Annotated in this window: 16 protein-coding genes; 3 read left to right on the forward strand and 13 right to left on the reverse strand. The window is 69.4% G+C overall.

The genetic code is table 11. From position 1 onward, the window contains the following. Positions 1-669: 669 nt before the first annotated feature. The 13 genes from VV867_RS29270 to VV867_RS29330 form a co-directional block, all read right to left on the reverse strand. Positions 670-1470, reverse strand: a complete 801-nt coding sequence (locus tag VV867_RS29270; protein WP_328568283.1) for a YfaP family protein — start codon at positions 1468-1470, stop codon at positions 670-672. 5 nt (positions 1471-1475) lie between these two features. Beyond that, complete coding sequence (locus tag VV867_RS29275) at positions 1476-3107, reverse strand: DUF2300 domain-containing protein (protein ID WP_275627595.1); 1632 nt, start codon at positions 3105-3107, stop codon at positions 1476-1478. Further along, positions 3107-7654, reverse strand: a complete 4548-nt coding sequence (locus VV867_RS29280) for an alpha-2-macroglobulin family protein (RefSeq protein WP_328568284.1) — start codon at positions 7652-7654, stop codon at positions 3107-3109. Before VV867_RS29280 ends, VV867_RS29275 begins: the two co-directional genes overlap by 1 nt. Beyond that, a complete protein-coding gene (locus tag VV867_RS29285; protein ID WP_328568285.1) occupies positions 7651-8310 on the reverse strand; it encodes a DUF1175 domain-containing protein in 660 nt (219 codons plus the stop codon). Before VV867_RS29285 ends, VV867_RS29280 begins: the two co-directional genes overlap by 4 nt. Continuing rightward, the gene (locus VV867_RS29290) at positions 8280-10013 is read right to left on the reverse strand and encodes a DUF2138 domain-containing protein (protein WP_328568286.1); all 1734 of its coding nucleotides are present in this window, start codon (positions 10011-10013) and stop codon (positions 8280-8282) included. The genes VV867_RS29285 and VV867_RS29290 overlap by 31 nt, the downstream gene beginning before the upstream one ends. 40 nt (positions 10014-10053) lie before the next feature. Beyond that, complete coding sequence (locus VV867_RS29295) at positions 10054-10860, reverse strand: YfaP family protein (RefSeq protein WP_275627599.1); 807 nt, start codon at positions 10858-10860, stop codon at positions 10054-10056. A 1087-nt stretch (positions 10861-11947) separates the two neighbouring features. Further along, positions 11948-12889, reverse strand: coding sequence for an AEC family transporter (locus VV867_RS29300; protein ID WP_328568287.1), 942 nt, complete (start codon positions 12887-12889; stop codon positions 11948-11950). A 73-nt stretch (positions 12890-12962) separates the two neighbouring features. Beyond that, on the reverse strand, positions 12963-13400 hold the full coding sequence (locus VV867_RS29305) for a bactofilin family protein (protein WP_328568288.1): 438 nt from the start codon (positions 13398-13400) through the stop codon (positions 12963-12965). 17 nt (positions 13401-13417) lie between these two features. Continuing rightward, positions 13418-13780 carry a hypothetical protein gene (locus VV867_RS29310; protein ID WP_328568289.1) on the reverse strand — a complete coding sequence of 121 codons (363 nt, stop codon included), beginning with the start codon at positions 13778-13780 and terminating at the stop codon, positions 13418-13420. After that, entirely contained in the window at positions 13761-14708 is a 948-nt protein-coding gene (locus VV867_RS29315; protein WP_328568290.1) for a M23 family metallopeptidase, read from the reverse strand. The genes VV867_RS29310 and VV867_RS29315 overlap by 20 nt, the downstream gene beginning before the upstream one ends. A 181-nt stretch (positions 14709-14889) precedes the next feature. Next, positions 14890-16623 (reverse strand): ABC transporter ATP-binding protein/permease, encoded by a 1734-nt coding sequence (locus tag VV867_RS29320; protein ID WP_328568291.1) that lies wholly within the window; start codon positions 16621-16623, stop codon positions 14890-14892. 210 nt (positions 16624-16833) lie between these two features. Then, positions 16834-17394 (reverse strand): response regulator transcription factor, encoded by a 561-nt coding sequence (locus VV867_RS29325; RefSeq protein ID WP_089390583.1) that lies wholly within the window; start codon positions 17392-17394, stop codon positions 16834-16836. Between the two features lie 22 nt (positions 17395-17416). Then, positions 17417-18673, reverse strand: coding sequence for an ATP-binding protein (locus VV867_RS29330; protein WP_109932871.1), 1257 nt, complete (start codon positions 18671-18673; stop codon positions 17417-17419). Between the two features lie 195 nt (positions 18674-18868). On the opposite strand from VV867_RS29330, the gene VV867_RS29335 reads away from it, so the two are divergent. The 3 genes from VV867_RS29335 to VV867_RS29345 all read left to right on the forward strand — a co-directional run bounded on the left by VV867_RS29335 (position 18869) and on the right by VV867_RS29345 (position 23045). After that, a complete protein-coding gene (locus VV867_RS29335) occupies positions 18869-19582 on the forward strand; it encodes an SIMPL domain-containing protein (RefSeq protein WP_275627605.1) in 714 nt (237 codons plus the stop codon). Positions 19583-19784: 202 nt separating this feature from the next. Further along, entirely contained in the window at positions 19785-21386 is a 1602-nt protein-coding gene (locus VV867_RS29340; protein ID WP_328568292.1) for an ABC transporter substrate-binding protein, read from the forward strand. A gap of 33 nt (positions 21387-21419) precedes the next feature. Further along, positions 21420-23045, forward strand: coding sequence for an ABC transporter substrate-binding protein (locus VV867_RS29345; protein WP_328568293.1), 1626 nt, complete (start codon positions 21420-21422; stop codon positions 23043-23045). The last annotated feature ends 111 nt before the right edge of the window (positions 23046-23156 follow it).

Here is a 23156-nt window from a genome sequence, read left to right on the forward strand (position 1 = left end):
CCCCAACCCTCTCCCTGAAGGGAGAGGGAGCTTGTCCTGAGCGAGCTGAAGATCAAGAGTCAGCCGGCAACCCCACAACCTCGCAGTGAGCTTTGCGGCCCCGCCTCACACCGAACGGTCCCCTCTCCCGCTTGCGGGGGAGGGTTAGGGAGGGGGAGCGGACCACCACAGAGTTCAGGCCAGGCACCGGCACATCGGCGAAGTCCGCAACCCTCTCCCCAGCCCTCTCCCTGAAGGGAGAGGGAGCTTGTCCTGAGCGAGCTGAAGATCAAGAGTCAGCCGGCAACCCCACAGTCTCGCAGTGAACTTTGCGGCCCCGCCTCACACCGGACGGTCCCCTCTCCCGCTTGCGGGGGAGGATTAGGGAGGGGGAGCGGAGTTCAGGCCAGGCACCGGCACATCGGCGAAGTCCGCCCCTCTCCCCAGCCCTCTCCCTGAAGGGAGAGGAGGCTTGTCCTGAGCAAGCTGAAGATCAGTCAGCCGGCAACCCCACCGTCTCGCAGTGAGCTTTGCGGCCCCGCCTCACACCGAACGGTCCCCTCTCCCGCTTGCGGGGGAGGGTTAGGGAGGGGGAGCGGAGTTCAGGCCAGGCACCGGCACATCGGCGAAGTCCGCCCTGCCCGCGACTGCTCTTGCCTGCAGCTTGTAGCTTGCCGCTTGCAGCCGCTCCTACGGATAACTAAACCGCTTCACCAAAGTCAGCTCCCCCGGCTGCCGCATCGGCACCAGGAAGCTCTCCTGCTTCTCGTCCGGCGTGCCCTCCTCCGTCACTATCGTCACCCTGGCCGTGGTCAGCGGCTGGGCGGCCTCGACGTTGCCGCTCTCCTCGTCCTGGCTGTAGCCGCCGCCGAAGTAGTTCACGTAGACCAGGTACGCCCCCTTCAGCGGCGTCGGCGTGGCGATGATTTCCGGGCCGTAGCCGGTGGTCACGTCGACGTCCTGGGCGGCGCCGTTGGGCAGGCTGCGGTTGCCGTACCAGACGTGGCCGCCGTCGGGGGTCACCAGGTGCAGGTCGAGGTCGGTGTTGTCGCTGTCCCAGGACAGCAGCACGCGCAGCTTGGCCGGCACCTCGCCGCCGCCACCGCCGTGGTAGAACTGCACGCGCTTGTGGCGCTGGCCGTCCGGGCTGATCACCTCGACGCTGTTGCTGCCGGCCGGGAACGCGTAGGGGCGGTCGAAGCCGCCGTCCTCGCCGATCTTCAGCGGCATGGACACGCCATTGACCACTAGGGTCGCCGGCCGGTCCTTGGGCGCGTTGGCGATCTCGCCCCTGATCCGCGCGCTCAGCGCCTGGTCGGCCGGGGTATTCACCGAGGCCGCCGGGTAGTTCACCGTCTGCCGGAAGTTGGCGCCCTCGCCGTTGCCGGGGCGCCAGCCGCCCAGCGGGGCGTCCAGGCGGATGCCCGGCTCGGCGGCCTGGGCCAGGCCGGCGGCGAGCAGGGAAAGGAGCAGGTAGGGACGCAGCGTCATGGCGGTCATTCCAGTATCAGGCGGCGGGCGAGGCTTTCGACGAAGTCCTCGTCCTGGCCGTTGGGGTGCGCCTGGAAGGCCAGGTGCAGGTATTCGTGGGTGAGGTCGAGGCGGTCCTGCAGCGAATACAGGCCGCGCACGTAGATGCGCTGGCGCTCGCGGTCGACGTAGGGGCGGCCCGAGGCCAGCTGGCAGACAGCGAAGCTCTGCAATTCCTCGTAGCCCGGCTCGCCTTCCAGGCGCGGGCGCCAGCCACGGCGCTGCTTGCGCAGCCAGTCCTCGGCGGCGGGCAGCGGCTGGCAGGCCGCCAGCGGGTTGTTCCAGGCGCTCAGGCTGGCGCGCGGGAAGGCACGGGCGAGGATGGCGTCGAAGCGCAGGCCGCTGGCCGCCTGGGCCTTGGCCTCCTGCCAGGAGAGTTTCGCCGGGCCGGCCTGGTCGGCGTGGTAGGTGACCGGGCTGCCGGCCAGCACCAGGCCGTCGGTGAAGGCCGCCACGGCGCGCATCTGCGCCGTGGCCGGGCGCGGGGCGACGCGCTGGCGCTGGCTGCTGTCGTCGATGTCCAGGCAGTCGCCGTGCTGCGCGCCGTTCTGCAGCAGGTAGCTGCGGATGGCCACCGCCAGGGCGCGGGCGGCTTCCACCGGGGTGGCCGCGGCTTCGCGCTGCAGCACGCGGGCGACGTATTCCTCGCGCTCCAGCCGGGCCACCAGCCGGGGCTTGCCGTCGCGCTGGAGGAAGAGTTCGCCGTCGCTGTGGATATCCAGATCGTTGCCGTTCTCGAAGCTCACCCGGTAGCTGCCGCTGAGGCCGCCGGCCGCCGCCGGACGGCCCTGGACGTCGAAGACCTCGCGCAGCGGGTAGCGGCTGAACAGCGGCACCGCCACGCAGCGCCCGGCCTCCCGCGGCCAGGGCGCCGGCAGCAGCGCCCCCAGCGCCTCGGCATACTGCGCCAGCAGCGTCTTGCTGGTGCCGGGGCCGGACACCCAGACCGGCGTGCCGTCCACCAGCCAGCCGGCGAAGCCGCCACGGCGCGCCTGCGGGTCGCGCTCGTCGAGCCAGCTCCAGGTCTTCACCCGCAGGCGCCCGCCAAGACTGGCCACGGCGCGGCCGTCGTCGGCGTTCACCACCACGTCGAGCAGCACGCGGCGCGCCTCGTCCTGGGCCGGCAGGCGGCCGAGGACATCCAGCAGCTCGGCCACCGGCACCTCGGTCTGCGGCTGCAACTTGTCCAGGTCCAACAACCAGGCCGGCGCCGCGTACGCCTGCCAGTACCGGCGCCAGGCCGCGGCGTCCAGGCCCAGGCGCGCCGGCTGGAAGTACAGCCCGCAGGATTTCACCAGCGCCTGGTCGCGGCCGATGCTCTGCCCCGCCGAGCAGCAGTAGACCTCCTCGCGGGACTGGCCCTTGCAGGCATAGGCCGGCTCCTGGCGCTGGTTGTCCACCAGCCAGGCGAAGACGAACAGCTTCCACAGGCTGCCCAGGGGCGTGCGCAGGTCCGCCGGCAGCGGCTCGCGGGCCAGCACCTGCTGGCGGTCCAGGCGCAGCAGCTGGTCGCCCTGGGCGGTACGCCAGGCGAACTGCACGGGCGGCTCCGCCGCCGCGCACAGCGGCAGCAGGAGCAGCAGCCAGGCCAGGCGCATTACCGCACCTTGACCCTGGCCAGCGCCGGGCTCTGCTCCAGGGCCTGCTCGGCGGGCGCGTACATGCGCACATAGCGCGCCGGCGGCAGGGCGAACTCGCCCTTCTGCGAGAAGCGCACCAGGTGGCGGAAGCGCAGCTCGCCGGCGAGGCTGTCCACCGGGATGCCGTAGTGCAGGTCGCCCGGCTCGTTGCGCGCGCGCTCCAGGCTCATCGCCTCGGTGCCGCCCAGGCCGCTGACCTGGATGCCCCAGGTGGTGCGCTCGACGTCGGCGCCCGGCGGCAACGGCACTTCCAGCATGCCGTAGCGCAGGGCGGTGGGCTGCTCGGTCTTCAGCGTCACTTCGTCCAGGTACAGCTCGTCGCTGGACAGCGGCTTGTCGCCCAGCTCCTCGACCTTGAACGCGAAGGCCTTGTCGCCCGGCACCAGGCGCAGCAGGCGGCGGCTGATGCTCACCGGCAACTGGCTGGCCGGGGCCTCGGCGCTGCGGAAGCTGAGCGCGGCGTTGAGCGGGCGCGACGGCGGGCTCTGCAGGGTCAGTTCGGCGGGCACGCCCTGGCCCTGCCACTGCCAGTAACGCTCGCCGCTAGGGCCTTGCTGCTCGAGCCAATCCTTGCCCGGCTTCAGCGTTTCGGCAGCCGGCGCCTGGGCCAGGGCGCGCTGCAGCCAGGTCAGCGCCAGGGCGCGTTCCAGGGTCGACTGCTGCGGGCCCAGGCGCGCCAGCAGGGCGCGGGCGCGGTTGACATCCGGCGCCGCCAGCGACAGTTGCACGGCCTGGGCGAACGGCTGGTCGCTGTTGTTGACCTTGAAGCGCGCCCCGTCCAGCTGCTTGGCGAAGGCCGCCGGCAGCGGCACCTTGGCCTGCTGCGCCAGGTTCGCGGCCAGTACCCGCGCCACCGCCAGGCCGAGGCTGGAGTCCGGCTCGGCCATCACCAGGCTGACGTCGGCATCCGCCGGCAGCTTCGTCTCCTCGCCCTCCCCGGCCTTGGCCAGGTCGTCGAGCAGGCCGCCGACCAGGGTCTGCACCGGCAGCTGCATGTCGCGGGCGAAGCCGAGGATCAGCGCGCGCTGCAGCAGCGGCGTCTGCTCGGCCAGCTTGGCGTAGAGGTCGAGCACCCGCTGCCAGTGTTCCGCCGGCAGGCTGATCTGCAGCGCGCGGCTGGCGTGCCAGTCGGCGTAGTAGGCGTAGGCGGTGAGGAAGGCGTCGCTGTCGGTGTTGTCGCCCCACCAGGTGAAGTAGGCGTTGGGCCCGGCCATCTGCACCAGGCGCAGGCGGCTGTTCTGCATGATCAGGCGCAGGCGGTCGCGCACCCGCGGCTCGCCGCCGGCCAGCAGCGGGTAGGCCACGCTCAGCGGCAGCAGGCGGCTGGCGGTCTGCTCGACGCAGCCGTAGGGGTAGGCCAGCAGGTCGTCGAGGCTGCCGCGGAACAGCGCGCTGGCGCTGTCGTCCAGGCGCAGGCGGATGTCACGGGCGTCCGCCGGCAGTTGCAGCGGGCTGTTCTGCCCGGCCAGTTGCAGGCTGCGCGCTTGCAGCACCTGCCAGCCGTCGGCGGCCAGGGCGAAGCGCACGCCCAGGCTGTCGCGCAACTGGCCGTCCTGGCGCAGCTCGGCGCTCCATCCGCCATCGCTCAGCGCCTGGGCCGGCAGGCGCACGTAGTTCACGCCCCTGGCCAGCTCCAGCGCCTGGGTCTGTTCCTGGCCGGCGTAGCGCACCAGCAGCTCGGCCTTGACCGCCTGCTCGCCCTGGTTGAAGACGAACAGGCCGAGGTCCGGCCGGTCGCCGGCGCGGAAGCGCTTCGGGCCGCTCCATTTCAGGTACAGCGGCTTCTCCGAGCGGATGAACTGCTTCTTCTGGCCGACCTGGCCGTCGCCGTCCATGGCCCGCGCGGTGATGCGCCAGCGCGTCAGCGAATCGGGCATGCGGAAGCTGAAGCGCGCCTTGCCCTGGGCGTCGGTGACCAGCTTCGGCTCCCAGGCGGCGGTGTCGACGTCCTCGCGGCGCGGCCGCTCCAGCACCTTCACCCCGCGCTCGCTGCGGTTGCTGCGCCCCGGCGCGCTGGCGTTGCCCGGCAGGGCCACGTCGTAGCTGATGAAGGCCAGGCTGGCGCTGGTGCGCACGTTGTTGCGCCGCGGGTGGTAGAAGAACTGGTCGATGCCCGGGGCGATCTCCGGCTGCAGGGCGTAGATCATCTCGTCCACCACGCCCACCGCCACCTGGCTGGACACCGGCTTGCCGGCGTAGCTGGTGGCCAGGTCCACGGTCACGGTCTCGCCCGGCTCGTAGCGTTCCTTGTCGGTGGCGATGGCGATCTCCACCTGCGGCACCGTCACCTTGATGCCGGCGTTCTGGAAGCTGTAGTCGCCGCCGCGGGTGTAGAGCACCGAGAAGGTCAGGTTCGGCGAGAAGTCCGGCTTCACCGGGATGCGCGCGCGGTACTGGGTGGGGTTGAGCTTCTCCAGCTTCAGCCAGTCGCCGCCCCTGGACAGCAGCGCGGTGGCCTCGACCTTGTCGCGCTCCAGCGACAGCAGCGCGTCGTCCACCGGCTCGGGGAAGGTGATCAGCGCCAGGGCTTCGTCACCGGCCTGGTACTCGGCCTTGTCGAGGACGATTTCCACGGTGCCGGGCACCGCCTTGACGCCCTCTCCGCTCACCGAGTGGCCGGTGCCGCCGAGCAGTTGGCCCTGGGCGTCACGCAACTCGATGCTGTAGGTGCCGGGCTTGGCGAAGGCGATGGCGAACTTGCCGTCGCCGGCCTCGCCGTCACCCGTGGAGCGGTCTTCCAGGCGCACCCAGCGGTAGCTCTTGGGCTTGAGTTCGGTGGGCTGTTCCGGCGCGTAGCTGAACTCGACCTGGTCGCCCACCGCGCTGAAGCGCTGCGGCGCGGCCAGGCGGTAGCGCGCGGCGCCGCGCTCGATGAGGATTTCCTTGCTGGTCTTCACCCGGTAGGCGGCGCCGTCGCTGGCGAACACCGTCAGCAGGTAGCGGCTGGGCTTGTCCGCCGCCGGCAGCTCGATGGCGGCGCGGCCCTGGGCGTCGGTGGCAAGCTCGGTGCTGGTCAGCTCCACCGGGAACTGGCCGAGGTACTGCAGTTCGTTGTCCACCATGGACAACTGCTGGGCGCGCAGGCTCAGCTGCAGCTTGGCGTTGGCCACCGGCTTGCCGTCCGGGTAGAGCAGCACCAGGTTGCCCTTGACCGCCTCGCCGGTGCGGAAGTCCGGCTTGGCCAGGTCGAGGGAGATCTCGAAGTGCGGCTTGATGTACTCGGCCACGCGGAAGGCGCTGCTGTAGGTCTGCCCGCGGTAGTCGAAGCGCAGCTCGTAGCCGCCGGCCACGGCGTTGTCCGGCAGCTGGAAGCGGCCGTTGCTGCCGGCTTTCGGGTCCAGCTGCAGGTCGAGGGTCTGCAGGGTGGTGCCGGCGGCGTCGATCACGCTCAGCTTCACCGGCGCCGCCTGGGGCGCGGCGGAGTCGCGGGCGCTCTTGAACTCGCGGCCGTAGATCTTCAGCGCCACCCAGTCGCCCGGGCGGTACAGCGGGCGGTCGGTGAAAGCGTAGAGCTTGGTGTCGTAGATCTCGCTGTCGTAGTAGAAGTTTTCCGAGACGAAGACGCCGCCCTCCTTGTCTTCGCCTATCACGAAGGAGCGCTCGGGGCTGGCGTGCTGCAGGCGCAGCAGGCCCTCGGCGTCGGTGCGGCCGCTGCTCATCACGCCCAGGCCGTCGGTCCAGAGCACCTGGGTGTCGGGCACCGGGGTGCCTTCGTGCTTGCGCGCCGACCACACCAGCAGTTCGTTGCCGGCGATCTTGCTCACCGCCACCGTGTTGGAGACAAATACCACGGTGGTGGCGCGGTACTTGCCCACCAGCGCCTCGACCAGGTACAGGCCGGGCTTGAGCTTGCCCAGGGGGATGTAGACGTTGCCCGGCGAGACGTTGATGAACTCGCTGGAAGAGCCGGCCAGCTGCACGTCCTTCGGCGGCTCTATGGGCTTGGCGTCCCACAGCGGGTAGCGGAACTGCTCGACCATCGGCAGCCCGGGAATCGGCGCGTACTGCGGCTGCGCGTCGTAGGGCGTGGGCGCGCTCATGGCCTGGCCCATCTTCAGCTCCGGCACAACCTCGGTGACCTGCTTGCGCGACTCGTAGGAGAAGGCGCGCTGCATCACCCGCCGCGACTTGCGGTACCAGTTGTCCCACAGGTAGGCCAGGGTGTTGGCCAGGCCCTCGCCCTTGAACTGCCCCTCGGCCAGCACCCGGTGCAGGTTCTTCTGGCGCTTGAGGAAGTCCAGCGGCTGGTCGATGCGGTAGACGCGCATGTCCACCCCGCCGTAGGCCTCCATGCGGTAGCGGCGGTAGTCGCGGCCCGGCGCCTCCAGGCGCACGCGGGCCTCCTCGTCGGTGGCGAAGCTGCTGTCGGCGAGCAGGAAGAAGGACTCGCCGCTGACCGGCGCGTAGTTGCTCGCCGGCACCTCGTCGTCGGCCCGCAGCGCCTGCGGCGCGCCCAGCAGCAGGCCGCCCAGGGCCAGGCCGGCGCACAGCGCGAGCAGCTTCATCGGGCGAGGAACGACAAGCGGTACACGCCGACGAAGTTGGGGTTGGCGGGGTCGGGTATCCATCGGGTGTCCTTCCATGTCATGAGTTGTTGCAGGCTGACCGAGCGCATGCCGTTGTCGGTCGGCGTGCTGCTGCCGGTGTGGTAGGCGATGTTGCGGCCCATCCAGATCATCAGGTGCTGGTCGTCGCCCTGGTCGAAGAAGATCAGGTCGCCCGGCCGCGCCTGGTTGAGGTCGCGGCCGACGAGGGTGCTGTTGTACTGGATAAGTTTGATGGCATTGACGTAGGGGCCGACCTGGCCGCCGCCCTGCCGCCAGTTCTGCGCCAGCGTGCGCTGCTCGTCGGTGAGCGCCAGCTCCGGCGGCAGGTAGCGGTTGGACAGGCCGTTGGCGCGCAGCCACCTGGCGTCGTGGGGCTTGAGCGCCTCGTTGGCGGCGAAGCGCACCAGGCCCGCGCAGTCCTGCTGGTGCCAGCGCGGGCTGGGGCCCTGGCGCAGCTGTTCCTCGGCGATGCGCACGAACCAGGCGCGGAACACCTGGGACTGCTCGGGGTCGAGCGCGGCGCTGCCGGCCTGGGCCGCCTGGGCGGCCCACAGGCCGAGCGCCAGCAGCAGCGCCCGTGGCCTCACAGCGCGCGCCACTGCAGCGGCAGCCATTGCCAGGGTTGTTCGGCGTGGCTGCCGGCGGGCAGCCCGAGGGCATAGCCGCCATGCCCGGCCAGGGCCTTCAGGCGCGGCAGCAGCAGGCTGTCGGCGGCGTTGCGGAACACCGGCTCCATGTCCTGCGGCAGGCTGTCCAGGGTCTCGCGCTGCAGCAGCGTGGACAGCGACTGCGGCGCCAGGTAGGCCGGCACCAGGGCATCCCTGGGCAGCACGTCGGCCAGCGGCGGGAAGCGCTTGTCGAGGGTGCCCAGGGCCTTGTCCAGCAACTGGTCGTCGAGGGAGAACAGCAGGGTGCTGCCCTGCCGCGCCAGGCCGACACGGAAGAAGCCGCGGCCGCTGACGGCGTCCGGGTCGGCCGCATCGGCGGCGGCGTACTGGCCGAAATTGGAGCTGACCTGGCGCAGCCACTTGTGGGTATCGCCCTGGTTCTGCTCGTCCACCGGGAAGTTGCCGCCCTCGGCGTTGGCCTCGTAGGCGCCCACCAGGCTGGCGAACAGCCTGCCCAGGTCAGCGTCCAGTTCCGGGCCGGGCGGCGCGCTGAGCGTGGCCACCAGCAGCGGCGTGTACAGCCGCGAGTCGGCGTACCAGCACAGCCCGGCGGCGCCGGACAGGTGCTCGGAGAAGGCCGCGGCCATCTTCTGCTCGGCGCCCAGGCGCACCAGCAGGCTGTCGTACAGGCCCGGGGTCAGCGGCAAGGCCACGCAGGCGCTGGCGCCCATGGGCATGGCCTGCCACATGGGGGTGAAGTCCAGGTCCGGCTGGCGCTCCACCGGGTTCAGCGCCAGGTAGCTGTTCCAGCCCTTGGCGTCCTTGTCGAAGCGCACCCCGGCGAAGGCCGGGATGAAGCGCTGGTAGCCCATGGCCAGGGCACCGGCGCCGAGGCTGACGCGCTGGCTCAGCTCGCCGCGCGGGCCCAGGCCGAAGGCGCGGGGGAAGGCCTCGTCGTCGCCGCCCAGCAGCGCGGCCAGGTCGGCGCCGACCTGGGCGTCGGCCTCGCCCATTTCATCGTCGGCGGCCTGGGGGAAGAGCATCTTCGGGTTGGACAGCAGCACCAGATAGTCGCCGCTGGAGGCGAACAGCAGGGTCTTCTGGCCGTTGTAGCGCAGGCGGTAGACGCCAGCGCCGCCCTTCAGCTCGCCGACCTTGCGCAGCTGGCTGTCGTCGGCGGCGAGGTGCGCCAGGGGCTCCAGCAGCCTGGCCAGGCCACCGCGCTTCATCACCACCAGGAAGTCGCGCAGGCGGCCGTCGGCGCCGCGCCACAGAGCGACCTGGGCCGGCTGGTCGAGCAACTCCTCGACCAGGTTGTCCTTCAGCGTCAGGTCGTGTTCGTAGACGATGCGCCGCAGGCTGCCGGCCAGGCCGAGGCGGTCGCCGTCGTTCTCGTAGTAGAAGACGAAGTCCTCGGTGAGGGTGTCGCGCAGCAGCGGCACCTCCAGCAGCTCCTTGGGCAGGCGGGCGAGCGAGGCGCTTTCGATCAGCGCGTCGGGGTGCCTGATGTCGCGGCCCTGGGCGTTGGCCGGCGGCGCCTCCAGCCCCGGCAGCGGGCCGCTGGGCGGCGCGGTGACGACGTAGCGCAGCAGCAGGCCGCCGAGGACCAGCAGCACCAGCGCCAGGCCGCCGATGATCAGCGGCCAGCGCTTCACGCCGGGGCTGTCGGCGGCGGGAGTGGGGGGACTGGGGGTGGTGTTGTCGCTCATGCGTGCTCGATCCTGTTGCATCCCTGGCAGGGGACGGCTCTCAATAGGTGAAGGTCTTGACCAGGACCAGGTCGCCGATGGTGCGCAGCGGCACCACGAAGGTCTCGCGCTTCTCGTCGACGCTGTTCTCGTTGAACACCAGGTTGACCTGGGCGGTGATGACCTCCTGCTGGTTGGCGCCGGCCTGGAAGTTATAGCCCTGGGCGCCGAAATTGCCCCAGTAGTTCACGTAGACCAGGTAGGTGCCGTGCAGCGGCGCGGCCATGCTGAACATTTCCGGGCCGGGGCCGTCGACGCCGTCCGGGTCCAGGCCGCCGCCGTTGTTCAGCCGCGGCCGGGCCCAGAAGGCGTGCTGGCCGTCGGGGGTGACGATGTGCAGGTCCAGCTCGGCCTTGGGGTCGTCCCAGCCCAGGGCCACGCGCACCCGCGGCGGAATGCGCCCGGCGTTGGCCTCGTAGAACTGCACGCGCTTGAGCGACTGGCCGTCGGCGCTGGCCACCTCGACGCTGTTGGAGCCCGCGCCGAAGGCATAGGGCCGGACGAAGTGCCCCTGGGCATCGGTATACAGGGGCAGCGGGTTGCCGTTGACCACCAGGCGCTGGGCGCGGTCGGTGCCGGCGAGCTGCTTCAGGTCGCCCTCGATCAGGCTGCGGCCGCGCTGGCCGCCGCGGTCGATGGGCGGGGTGGGATAGGCCACGCGCGGGCTGTCGAGGTCGTCGAGCAACCCCGAGTAGCGCCAGCCGCCGGCCGGGCTGGACAATTCGGCGCCCGGCCCGGCGTACGACGACGCCAGCCACAGCAGGCCGAGCAGCAGCGCGAGGCTGCGGGCGGAATCCTGGAAACGCATGAGCAATCCTTTGTCGCGCGTTGGAGGGGTAAGTGTAACCGCCTGTAAAACAGCTTGAAATGGCCTTCGGGCAGAGTAAGTGATGCCGTCTGCGAATTCAGAATCTGCTTAGACCGTTCCCCAACAGGCGGCGCTTATCCAGGACGTAGGGCGCATAACGCCTACGGCGTTATCCGCCGTTTGACCTCGATCCCGGGCGCGCTTCGAACTCGGTCACGGAGCGCCCCTTTCCGGGCACTCCGAGTTCGACTGCGACACCGGGCATAAGCTCGGTGTAACGGCGGATAACCGCGAACGGTCATTCGCCCTACGCCGAGGGTGGGCTGGGCGTAGGGCGCATAACGCCTACGGCGTTATCCGCCGTTTGACCTCGATCCCGGGCGCGCTTCGAACTCGGTCACGGAGCGCCCCTTTCCGGGCACTCCGAGTTCGACTGCGACACCGGGCATAAGCTCGGTGTAACGGCGGATAACCGCGAACGGTCATTCGCCCTACGCCGAGGGTGGGCTGGGCGTAGGGCGCATAACGCCTACGGCGTTATCCGCCGTTTGACCTCGATCCCGGGCGCGCTTCGAACTCGGTCACGGAGCGCCTCTTTCCGGGCACTCCGAATTCGACTGCGACACCGGGCATAAGCTCGGTGTAACGGCGGATAACCGCGAACGGTTATACGCCCTACGCCGAGGGTGGGCTGGGCGTAGGGCGGATAACGCCTACGGCGTTATCCGCCGTTTGACCTCGATCCCAGGCGCGCTTCGAGCTCGGTCACGGAGCGCCTCTTTCCGGGCACTCCGAATTCGACTGCGACACCGGGCATAAGCTCGGTGTAACGGCGGATAACCGCGAACGGTTATACGCCCTACGCCGAGGGTGGGCTGGGCGTAGGGCGGATAACGCCTACGGCGTTATCCGCCGTTTGACCTCGATCCCAGGCGCGCTTCGAGCTCGGTCACGGAGCGCCTCTTTCCGGGCACTCCGAATTCGACTGCGACACCGGGCATAAGCTCGGTGTAACGGCGGATAACCGCGAACGGTTATACGCCCTACGAACTTGCCGGCTGACGCTGCGATTCGGGGGTTGGGCAGCTCAGATCCACCCACCCCACTGCAGGATGAACAACCCGACATTGGTGGTCAGCGCCGCCGCCAGGGTGGTGATGACAATGATCGAGGCCGCCAGTTCGGCGTTGCCCTGGGCGGCGCGGGCCATCACGTAGCTGGCCGCCGCCGTGGGGCTGGCGAAGTAGAGGAACAGCACGCCCAGTTCGGCGCCGCGGAAGCCGCACAGCCAGGCGGCGACGGTGCACAGCGCGGGCAGCCAGACCATTTTCATCAGGCTGGCGCTCAGGGCCAGGCTGCCGCTGCTGCGCAGGGCCGGCAGCGACAGGGTGCCGCCGATGCAGACCAGCGCCAGGGGCAGGGTCATCTGCGCGAAGTAGTCGCCGGAGGTGAGCACCCAGGCCGGCAGCCGAATGCCCCACCAGGCGAACGGGAAGGCCGCCAGCACGCCGAGGATCAGCGGGTTGAGCAGCACCTGGCGGGCGATGCTCAGCGGGTCGGACTTCAGTACCGGGCTGTAAATCGCCAGGACCACGGTAGCCAGCGTGTTGTAGCAGAGGATCACCAGGGCCGCGAGCACCGAGCCCAGGGCCAGGCCGTGCTCGCCGTAGAGGCTGGTGGCCAGGGCCAGGCCGACGATGCCGTTGTTGCCGCGGAAGGCGCCTTGCACGTAGACGCCGCGTTCCTCGCGCGGCACCCGCCAGAGCGCCCAGCCCCAGGCGAGGAGGAAGCCGCCGAGGGTCGCCAGGCAGAAGAACGTCAGCACCGCCGGGCTGGCCGCGCGGTGCAGGTCGGAATGGTAGATGCCGAGGAACAGCATCACCGGCATGGTGGCGTTGAACACCAGGGCCGAGGCGGTCTGGATGAAGCCCTGGTCGATCCAGCCGACGCGCCGGAGCAACACGCCGATGAACAGCATGGAGAACACCGGCGCGGTGATGCCGAGTGTCTGGAACAGCAGTGCGAGCATGGAGGGGAAACGCCGGCGGAAAAACTGCGGCGATCATAGCAAGGGGCACTGCTTCGCGTGCTAACGATTTGCCTCAGGCGGGCTCCGCTTCCTCGGCGCCCGCCCGCGGGCGCTCGGGCGCCGGCAGCTCCAGCGGGCGCTGCTCGTCCAGGCGGGTGAGCTTGCCGTCGACGCTGGCGCCGTTTTCCATGCTCAGTTGGCGGTAGTGGATGTTGCCGATGACGCGGGCGTTGGAATGCAGCTCCAGCAAGTGCTCGACGTACAGGTCGCCGACGATGGTGCCGTCGATGAGCGCGTCGTAGCTGCTCACGCAGCCCTCGATCCGCCCTTCCGCACCCAGGGCCAGCAGGCTCTGGGTGCCCGGCTTGTGGCGCACGTTGCCCTGGATGCGGCCCTGGACCTTCAGGCCCTCCTCGAACTCCAGGTCGCCCACCAGCGCCAGGTTGCCCGACAGCAGGCTGGAAAACCTGTCCACCGCCACCTGCGGCCCCTTCTTCTTGCTGTTGAACATGTTCGTCCTCCTGCGGATCACTTGGCGGGTTTCTGCTGGCGGTAGAACGCCAGGTCGGTCTTGAGCTTCTTGAGTTCCCCGGACATCTGCTCGATGCGCCGCTCCAGTTGCTCGCGCGTGGCCTGCGCCTCGTCGGCCAGCAGGCGCTGGCGCTGCAGGTCGGCGGCCAGCGCGGCGTTGCCGGCCTGCAGCTCATCGATGCGCTGCTGCACCCCGTCCTGCTGTGCGCCGCGCCAGAAGTGCAGCGCGGCGAAGGCCACGGCCAGCGCCAGCGCGGCCCAGAGCAGCGGCCGGTAGCTGCGCGCCACCTGCGCCCGCGGCTGGTGCTCGGCGCGCAGCAGCTCGCGGGTGGTCGAGGGCCTAGTCCTGGGCCAGCGCATCGAGGGCCTTCTCCATGTCGCCCAGGGAGAGGAAGTGCTGCGGGTCGACGAACTCGCCGCGGTAGAGCACTTCGAAGTGCAGGTGCGAGCCGGTGGAACGGCCCGTGGAACCCATGGCGGCGATGCGCTGGCCGGGCATCACCACCTCGCCGACGCGCACGTGGAGCTTCGACAGGTGCGCGTAGCGGGTGAGCAGGCCGTTGCCATGGTCGATCTCCACGCGGATGCCGTAGGAGCTGAAAGGCCCGGCCGCGACCACCCGGCCGCCGGCGGCGGCCTGGATCTCGGTGCCGCTGGGCGCGGCGAAGTCGAGCCCGGAGTGGAAGGCCAGGCGGCGGTTGAACGGGTCCACCCGGTTGCCGAAGGCCGAGCCCAGGCGCGCCTTGCCCACCGGGCGATGGGTGGGGATGGCGAGGAAGTCGGCGTTGCGCCGCGACACCGCGTCCAGCAGCAGGTCGAGCTGGCGGCGCAGGCAGCGGGCGGCCGCGGTGCCCTGCTGCACGTCGACCAGCGGCGCGGCCTGGCACGGCCGCGGCGGCAGCAGCAGGCCGCCCTCCCCGTCCTCCTGCGGCGCCGCGGCGTCGCCGGGCACCAGGGCGGGGTCGATGCGCGCCAGCTTGCGGGCGATTTCCTCGTGGCCGTCGACCACCTTGAGCAGGTAGGCGGCGTCCTTCTCCAGCACCTGCAGGCGCCCGGCCAGCTCGCCCAGGCGCGCCACGGCGAAGCGCTGTTCCGGGGTTTCGCCCGGGGCGGCCTCGGCCACGGCGGCGGCGGGCGCCATCGCGCGGCCGAACCAGAGGCCGCCGGCGAAGGCCAGGGCGCCGAGCAGCAGGGCGAGGCCGGCGGCGGCCAGCAGCCAGCGACGCAGGTTGACCAGGCGCAGCGGCTCGCGGGTCAGCGCCTGCCAGGAAGGCAAGAGAACGTGCATTGGGGTACCCAGGCGACGAAACAGGAGAACCTTTTAGAGGAAAGTCGCCGAGGGTACCGGGTAGCAGGCCCGTTAGGCTGGCCTGATGAGCGAATCTGCCAACTGTTTATGAATTTTCCTACCCCGCCCGTGCAAGCCGTTGGCAAGATGTTTCACCACGGCGCCCCGGGCGGGGCAGGCCTCAGGCCGGCAGCACCGCCTCGACCTCGCGCAGGTGGCGATCCTCCAGGCGCAGCTGGCGGTCGTGGAAGCGCTTGAGGTCGGCGCGGTGGCCGACGCTGACCAGGGTCACGCCGGGCAGTTGCTCCAGCAGGGTCTGGTAGAGCGCGGCCTCGTCGTTGTCGTCCAGCGCCGAGGTGGCTTCGTCGAGGAACAGCCAGGCCGGCGCGTAGAGCAGCGCGCGGGCGATGGCCAGGCGCTGCTGCTCGCCCGGCGAGAGCAGGCGCTGCCAGTGCTGGGCCTCGTCCAGGCGCTCGCCCAGATGCTCCAGGCGGCATTGCCGCAGCACCTCGCGCAGGCGCTCGGGGGCGTGCCGGCCGGGCGCCTCGGGGTAGCTCAGGGCCTCGGCCAGGCTGCCGATCGGCAGGTAGGGCTTCTGCGGCAGGAACAGCGTGCGCGCCGCCGGCATCAGCACCTGCCCGGCGCCGAAGCGCCAGAGCCCGCTCATGGCCCGCAGCAGGGTGCTCTTGCCGGCGCCCGAGGGGCCGCTGACGAGAACGTGTTCGCCAGCCCGCAAGCTGAGGCTGGTGGGCTCCAGCAGCACGCTGCCGTCGGCCAGGCGCAGGCTCAGGTGGTCGAGCTGCAGGTTGTCGCCGGCGGCCCGCACCGCGATGCCCTCGTGCTCGCCGGCCACCTCGTCCATGGCATTGCGGAAGCTCAGCAGACGGTCGCAGGTGGCGCGCCAGGTGGCCAGGCTGGCGTAGGCGTCGATGAACCAGCTCAGGCCGTCCTGGACGTTGCCGAAGGCGGAGTTGATCTGCATGAGCTCGCCGAGCTGGATCTTGCCGGCGAAGTAGCGCGGCGCGGCCACCACGATGGGGAAGATGATGGCGATCTGGGCGTAGCCGGAGCTGAAGAAGGTCAGGCGCTTCTGCACCTTCATCAGTTCCCAGAAGTTGCCCCAGACGTTGCGGAAGCGCGTCATCAGGCGTTCGTTCTCGCTGCCTTCGCCGTTGTACAGAGCGATGCTCTCGGCGTTCTCGCGGATGCGCACCAGGCCGAAGCGCAGGTCGGCCTCGTAGCGCTGCTGCTGGTTGTTCAGGCCGATCAGGCGGCGGGCGATCAGGTGCGTCAGCCAGCTGCCGACCAGGGCATAGAGCAGCGCGGCCCAGAACATGTAGCCGGGGATGGAGACGCCGAACAGCTCGATGCTGCCGGACACGCCCCAGAGGATCACCGAGAAGGACACCAGGCTGACCAGGTTGCGGATCAGCCCCAGGCCCAGGCTCAGGGTGGTGTCGGTGAAGCTGTTGAGGTCCTCGGACAGGCGCTGGTCGGGGTTGTCGGTGTAGCCGCGCTGTTCCAGGCGGTAGTAGTTCTTGTCGGAAAGCCAGGCGGCGAAGTGCTTCTCGGTGAGCCAGCGGCGCCAGCGGATGGTCAGCATCTGCGTCAGGTACAGCCGGTACACGGCGACCAGGATGGCCACCGCGGCGATGCCGCAGAAGTACAGGATCAGGCGGACGAAGGCGTCCAGGTCCTTGTTCTGCAGGGCGTTGTAGAAGTCGCGGTACCAGGTGTTGACCCACACCGAGACACCGACGCCGACCAGCGACAGCGCAATCACCACGACCAGCAGCAGCCAGGCCATGCCCTTCTCTTCGCTGCGCCAGTACGGCGCCGTCAGTTTCCACACCTGGGAGAAGAATCGCTCGCGAACGGCATCGTTCGCGGCACGGTACTCGGCGCTTTCAGTCATCGGGTCGGGCTCAGCACGGGCACAAAAAAAAGAGCGCCCAGTTGGCGCTCCCTGTCTAGAACCTGTCTACGATCTGCTGCGCGTCGGCATAACCGCGTTAAAAACAGGCGAGTGATGCTCATTTAGCGGACTAAACTGCGCTCCCTCGCCTGTTTTCGCCTTGTTCTGCGCTAGCTCGCGAGATCGTAGATACAGCTTCTTATGAATTCCTTAACGCCTCACCGGGCGCTTCTGCAGCTTACGCTGCAACGTCCGCCGATGCATCCCCAGGGCGCGGGCGGTGGCGGAAATATTGCCGTCGTGCTCGGCCAGCACGCGCTGGATGTGCTCCCACTGCAGGCGGTCCACCGACATGGGGTTTTCCGGCACCAGGCTGTCCAGGTCGGCGTGCTGCGAGAGCAGCGCGGTCAGCACGTCGTCGGCGTCGGCCGGCTTGCACAGGTAGTTGGTGGCGCCGCGCTTGATGGCCTCCACCGCGGTGGCGATGCTGGAGTAGCCGGTGAGGATCACCACGCGCATCTCCGCGTCCAGCTCCAGCAGCTTGGGCAGCAGCACCAGGCCGGAGTCGCCGTCCATCTTCAGGTCCAGCACGGCGTAGTCGGGCAGGTCCTCCCTGGCCAGCGCCAGGCCTTCCTCGGCGGAGCCGGCGACCGATACGCGCAGGCCGCGGCGGCTCATGGCGCGCGCCATCACGCGGGTGAAGGTGGCGTCGTCGTCCACCAGCAGCAGGTGGGGTTGCTCTTCGCCTTCGAACAGGTTCTCTTCGCTCATGGGTACTTCCTCGCGCGTGGGTTCACACCACACCGTAACTGCGCGGCAGGCGCAGCTCGGTAAGCGTGCCGCCGTCTTCGTGGTTGTACAACTTCACCGTGCCGCCGGCGCGGGTGACGCTGGCCTGGCTGAGGAACAGGCCGAGGCCGAAGCCCTTGCCCTTGGTGGTGAAGAAGGGTTTGCCGAGTTGCTCGGCGATCGCCAGGGGCACGCCGGGGCCGTGGTCGCGGATGCTCAGGCAGATAGTGGAGGCGTCCCAGTCGACGCTGATCTCGAGGTCGTCCGGGCAGGCGTCGGCGGCGTTGTTCAGCAGGTTCAGCAGGGCCTGGGTGAGGTCGGTGGGCGGCGTCAGCCGCGGGGCGCTGCCGGGGCCCAGGTTCAGGTAGCGGTAGGTGGCTTCCGGGCGCATCAGGTGCCAGCGGCGCAGCACCGCCTCCAGCCATTCGTTGGCGCCCTGCTCCTGGATGGCCTGGCGGCGGTCGGCCTCGGCGGCGCGCACCAGTTGCTGCAGGGTGTCCTTGCACAGCTTGACCTGCTCCTGCAGCAGCGCCAGGTCTTCCTGCAGCAGCGGGTCCTTCGGGTGCGCCTGGCGCAGTTCCTTGAGCAGCACGCTCATGGTCGCCAGCGGCGTGCCCAGCTCATGGGCGGCGCCGGCGGCCTGGGTGGCCACGGCCAGCAGCTGCTGGTCGCGCATGCTCTCCTCGCGGCGCTGCGCGACTATCTGCTCCTGGCGGCGCAGCGCCTGGGACATGCGCGCGACGAAGAAGGTGATCAGCCCGGCGGCCAGGGCGAAGCTCAGCCACATGCCGTAGATCAGCAGGTAGTCGCGCTGCACCGGGGCCATGTTCAGCGGGTGGAACCACACCAGCAGCACCGTGTAGGCGGCCAGGGCCAGGCCGGCGAGGACGATGGTGTAGAGCCACGGCAGGGTCGCCGCGGCGATGGTCAGCGGCACCAGGTAATAGGAGACGAAGGGGTTGGACGAGCCGCCGGAGAAGTACAGCAGGGCGCTGTGGATGATCAGGTCGCAGCCCAGCTGCACCGAGTACTCCAGCTCGGTCACCGGCCAGGGCCCGCGCAGGCGCAGGGCGGTGGCCAGGCACAGCACCAGGGACACGCCGAGGGTCACCCCCAGGGCCGCCCAGGGCAGCGCGAGCAACTGGGCCTTGTAGGCGATGCCCACCGAACCGGCCTGTGCGGCCAATACGAGAATACGGATGAGCGTCAGGTGCAGCAGGTTCTGCCGGCTGGCGGATAACTGGAAAACCGGTGTGCGCATGGTGAATTCCGGAATTTGCGCGAGTATAGCCAAGCCCCTTCCCCTCTCGGTGCGTCATAGCGACACAGCATACGAGATAAAGGCTATCGCGATTCAACCCCTTTGAACGCCGACCTGCGTCAAAAGGTCTGACGGTCCATGTGCGGGTTCGTCTACCCTGCACCCGGGACTCATTACAGGACCAAGGAGTCGATCATGTCCGCATTTAAGAAAAGCCTCGCCGCCCTGGCCGCGTCCGTCGCCCTGGCCGCCACCAGCTTCGCCGCCCACGCCGACGAGCCGCGCTACAACCTGGTGTCGCTGCACGCCGAGGCCAGCCAGGAAGTGGCCCACGACCAGATGCACGTGACCCTCTTCAACGAGGCCCAGGCCAGCGACCCGGCCAGGCTCGCCGCCGAGACCACCGACGCGCTCAACGCCGCGGTGACCGAGGCGCGCAAGGTCAAGGGGGTGACCGTGAGCCTGGGCAGCCGCAACAGCTACCCGGTGTACGACGACAAGGGGCAGAAGATCACCGCCTGGCGCGAACGCGCCGAGCTGCGCCTGGAAAGCCCGGACTTCGCCGCGCTGTCGCAGCTCACCGCCAGCCTGCTGGGCAAGCTGAAGATGGGCAACATGAGCTTCAGCATCGCCGACGCCACCCGCCAGCAGAACGAGGACAGCCTGATGAAGAACGCCGTGGCCGCGTTCAAGGCACGCGCCCAGCTGCTGACCGACTCCCTCGGCGGCAAGGGCTACCGCCTGGTCAACCTGAACCTGAACAGCGCCGGCGCGCCGCGGCCGATGCCGGTGATGCGCATGGCAGCGATGAAGGCCGACGCCGGCTACGGCGCGGCGCCGGAGATCGAGGCCGGCACCAGCCAGGTCACGGTGACCGCCGACGGCACCATCGAAGTGCAGATGCCCTGAGCCGCTGGCCCGCCGCCTCGCCCATCCCCCGGGCATGGGCGGCGGGCTTCTTGCGATATTGCGACATTCCCTTACGACTTCATCACAGCTTCTACACTGTGGCGGGTGTGGCCCTTGCGCCCGGCATGTGCCCTGCATAGTTTCAGGCGACACGCCCCACAAGGGCGTGCCTCGATGACAACCACAACAAACTGAGGTCAGCATGCGCAAGAATGCCGTCATCCGCTCCATGATCGCCGCTGGGTTGATCGCCAGCGCTCCCTTCGCCCACGCCGCCGGCAACCTGGTGTTCTGCTCCGAGGGCAGCCCGGCGGGCTTCGACCCCGGCCAGTACACCACCGGCACCGATTTCGACGCCGCCGCCGAGACCGTGTTCAACCGCCTGACCCAGTTCGAGCGCGGCGGCACCCAGGTGATCCCCGGCCTGGCCGAGAAGTGGGACGTATCCGATGACGGCAAGACCTACACCTTCCACCTGCGCCACGGCGTGAAGTTCCACACCACCGACTACTTCAAGCCCAGCCGCGAGTTCAACGCCGACGACGTGCTGTTCACCTTCAACCGCATGCTCGACAAGAACCACCCGTTCCGCAAGGCCTACCCCACCGAGTTCCCCTACTTCACCGACATGGGCATGGACGCCAACATCGCCAAGGTGGAGAAGGTCGACGACTACACCGTGAAGTTCAGCCTCAACGAGGTCGACGCCGCCTTCATCCAGAACCTGGCCATGAGCTTCGCCTCCATCCAGTCCGCCGAGTACGCCGACCAGTTGCTCAAGCGGAACAGGGCCAGCGACATCAACCAGAAGCCGATCGGCACCGGGCCCTTCGTGTTCAGCCGCTACCAGAAGGACGCGATGATCCGCTTCAAGGCCAACAAGGACTACTGGGTGCCCGGCGAGGTGAAGATCGACAACCTGATCTTCGCCATCAACACCGACGCCTCGGTGCGCATGCAGAAGCTCAAGGCCAACGAGTGCCAGATCACCCTGTTCCCGCGCCCGGCGGACCTGGAGTCGCTGAAGAAGGACGCCAACCTGAACATGCCCTCGCAGCCGGGCTTCAACCTCGGCTACATCGCCTACAACGTGCTGCACAAGCCGCTGGACAAGCTGGAAGTGCGCGAGGCGCTGGACATGGCGGTGAACAAGAAGGCCATCATCGACGCCGTCTACCAGGGCGCCGGCCAGCTCGCCGTGAACGGCATGCCGCCGACCCAGTGGTCCTACGACGACAGCATCAAGGACGCCGGCTACAACCCGGAAAAGGCCAGGGAACTGCTGAAGAAGGCCGGCGTGCCCGAAGGCACCGAGATCACCCTGTGGGCCATGCCGGTGCAGCGCCCCTACAACCCCAACGCCAAGCTGATGGCCGAGATGCTCCAGGCCGACTGGGCCAAGGTCGGCATCAAGGCGAAGATCGTCACCTACGAGTGGGGCGAATACATCAAGCGCGCCAAGGCCGGCGAGCACGACGCCATGCTGATCGGCTGGAGCGGCGACAACGGTGACCCGGACAACTGGCTGGGCACCCTGTACAGCTGCGACGCGGTCAACGGCAACAACTTCTCCAAATGGTGCGACCAGCCCTACGACAAGCTGATCAAGGAAGCCAAGCGCACCCCCGACCAGGCCAAGCGCACCGAGCTGTACAAGCAGGCCCAGCACATCCTCAAGGAACAGGTGCCGATCACCCCGATCGCCCACTCCACCGTGTACCAGCCGATGCGCAAGACGGTCGAGGACTTCAAGATCAGCCCCTTCGCGCTCAACTCCTTCTACGGCGTGGGCGTCGGCAAGTAAGGCCCGCGGCCGCCGCGAGGCGGCCGTCACGCCATGCTGAGCTGGCTACAGCCGCTTGCCGATAGACGACCGGGCCGCCCCACGTGGGCGGCCCTGGCGTTGCTGCTCGCCGCCGCGCCGGCGCCGGCCCGGCCCCTGGTGGTGTGCACCGAGGGCAGCCCGGAAGGCTTCGACATCACCCAGTACACCGCCGCCACCACCGCCGACGCCACGGCCGAGACAGTGTACGAACGCCTGGTGCAGTTCGCCCCCGGCAGCACCCGGGTGGTCCCCGCGCTGGCGCAGAGCTGGGACATCAGCGCCGACGGCCTGGCCTACACCTTCCACCTGCGCCCGGGCGTGAAGTTCCAGCACACCGACTACTTCACCCCCAGCCGCACCTTCAACGCCGACGACGTGCTCTGGAGCTTCCAGCGCCAGCTCGACCCGGCGCACCCGTGGAACAGGCTGGCCCCGCGCGGCTTCCCCTACGCCCAGTCGATGGGCCTGCCGGGGTTGATCGAGCGCATCGACAAGCTCGACGCGCTGACCGTGCGCTTCACCCTGCGCCACCCCGAGGCGCCCTTCCTCGCCGACCTGGCCATGGGCTTCGCCTCCATCTACTCGGCCGAGTACGCCGACCTGCTGCTGGCGGCCGGCAAGCCCGAGCAACTGAACAACCTGCCCCTGGGCACCGGGCCCTTCGTCTTCCAGCGCTACCAGAAGGACGCCCAGGTGCGCTTCGCCGCCAACCCCGACTACTGGGGCGGCACGCCGAAGATCGAGCGCCTGCTGCTGGCGATCACCCCCGACCCCAGCGTGCGCATCCAGAAGCTGCGCGCCGGCGACTGCCAGGTGGCCGTGTACCCGCGGCCCACGGACATCCCCGAGCTGCGCCGGGACCCGCGGCTGAAGGTGGAGGAACTGGACTCGCTGCTGGTCGCCTACGTCGCCATCAACACCCGGCACAAGCCGCTGGACGACGTGCGCGTGCGCCAGGCCATCAACCTCGCCTTCGACCGCGACGCCTACCGCAAGGCGCAGTTCGGCGAGGGCGGCGCCAGCCCGGCGGTGGCGCCCTACCCGCCGACGCTGTGGGGCTCGGACCCGGACCTGAAGGGCTGGCCGCGCGACCTCGAACGGGCCCGCCAGCTGCTGGCCGAGGCCGGCGTGCAACCCGGGCAGAAACTCAGCATCTGGACCCGCCCCGGCGGCGGCCCGGCCAACCCCAACCCCGGCATAGGCGCGCAGATGCTGCAGAACGACCTGGGCAAGCTGGGCGTCCGCGCCGACATCCGCGTCTACGAATGGGGCGAACTGATCCGCCGCGCCAAGCACGGCGAGCACGACCTGGTGTTCATGGGCTGGGTGGGCGACAACGGCGACCCGGACAACTTCCTCACCCCCAACCTGTCCTGCGCGGCGGCGCAGAGCGGCGAGAACATGGCCGGCTGGTGCAACGCCCAGTTCGACGACCTGCTGCGCCAGGCCCGCGCCAGCACCGACCAGGACGCCCGCGCCGCGCTCTACCGCCAGGCCCTGGCGATCTTCCAGCGCGAGGCGCCCTGGATAGCCCTGGCCTACCCCAAGCAGTTCGTGGCGCTGAGCCCACGGGTGAAAGGCTTCACCCTGAGCCCGCTGGGTTCGAACAATTTCACCCACGTCGAGCTGGGCCCGTGAGGCGCGTTCCGTAGGGCGAATCGCGGACGAAGTCCGCTCCTATGTATGGACTCACCCCCACCGTCAACCCGCTTTTGAACAGAGGAACCCGATTGCATCTATGTATTAGGC

Origin of the sequence: Pseudomonas sp. JH-2, from assembly GCF_036231725.1 — a bacterium.
Classification (GTDB): Bacteria; Pseudomonadota; Gammaproteobacteria; order Pseudomonadales; family Pseudomonadaceae; genus Pseudomonas; species Pseudomonas delhiensis.

What these genes read in the sequence shown, in the direction of transcription:
- VV867_RS29270 (WP_328568283.1), bottom strand. Translation starts at nt 1,470, where the DNA reads ATGACGCTGCGTCCCTACCTGCTCCTTTCCCTGCTCGCCGCCGGCCTG.
- VV867_RS29275 (WP_275627595.1), bottom strand. Translation starts at nt 3,107, where the DNA reads ATGCGCCTGGCCTGGCTGCTGCTCCTGCTGCCGCTGTGCGCGGCGGCG.
- VV867_RS29280 (WP_328568284.1), bottom strand. Translation starts at nt 7,654, where the DNA reads ATGAAGCTGCTCGCGCTGTGCGCCGGCCTGGCCCTGGGCGGCCTGCTG.
- VV867_RS29285 (WP_328568285.1), bottom strand. Translation starts at nt 8,310, where the DNA reads ATGGCTGCCGCTGCAGTGGCGCGCGCTGTGAGGCCACGGGCGCTGCTG.
- VV867_RS29290 (WP_328568286.1), bottom strand. Translation starts at nt 10,013, where the DNA reads ATGAGCGACAACACCACCCCCAGTCCCCCCACTCCCGCCGCCGACAGC.
- VV867_RS29295 (WP_275627599.1), bottom strand. Translation starts at nt 10,860, where the DNA reads ATGCGTTTCCAGGATTCCGCCCGCAGCCTCGCGCTGCTGCTCGGCCTG.
- VV867_RS29300 (WP_328568287.1), bottom strand. Translation starts at nt 12,889, where the DNA reads ATGCTCGCACTGCTGTTCCAGACACTCGGCATCACCGCGCCGGTGTTC.
- VV867_RS29305 (WP_328568288.1), bottom strand. Translation starts at nt 13,400, where the DNA reads ATGTTCAACAGCAAGAAGAAGGGGCCGCAGGTGGCGGTGGACAGGTTT.
- VV867_RS29310 (WP_328568289.1), bottom strand. Translation starts at nt 13,780, where the DNA reads ATGCGCTGGCCCAGGACTAGGCCCTCGACCACCCGCGAGCTGCTGCGC.
- VV867_RS29315 (WP_328568290.1), bottom strand. Translation starts at nt 14,708, where the DNA reads ATGCACGTTCTCTTGCCTTCCTGGCAGGCGCTGACCCGCGAGCCGCTG.
- VV867_RS29320 (WP_328568291.1), bottom strand. Translation starts at nt 16,623, where the DNA reads ATGACTGAAAGCGCCGAGTACCGTGCCGCGAACGATGCCGTTCGCGAG.
- VV867_RS29325 (WP_089390583.1), bottom strand. Translation starts at nt 17,394, where the DNA reads ATGAGCGAAGAGAACCTGTTCGAAGGCGAAGAGCAACCCCACCTGCTG.
- VV867_RS29330 (WP_109932871.1), bottom strand. Translation starts at nt 18,673, where the DNA reads ATGCGCACACCGGTTTTCCAGTTATCCGCCAGCCGGCAGAACCTGCTG.
- VV867_RS29335 (WP_275627605.1), top strand. Translation starts at nt 18,869, where the DNA reads ATGTCCGCATTTAAGAAAAGCCTCGCCGCCCTGGCCGCGTCCGTCGCC.
- VV867_RS29340 (WP_328568292.1), top strand. Translation starts at nt 19,785, where the DNA reads ATGCGCAAGAATGCCGTCATCCGCTCCATGATCGCCGCTGGGTTGATC.
- VV867_RS29345 (WP_328568293.1), top strand. Translation starts at nt 21,420, where the DNA reads ATGCTGAGCTGGCTACAGCCGCTTGCCGATAGACGACCGGGCCGCCCC.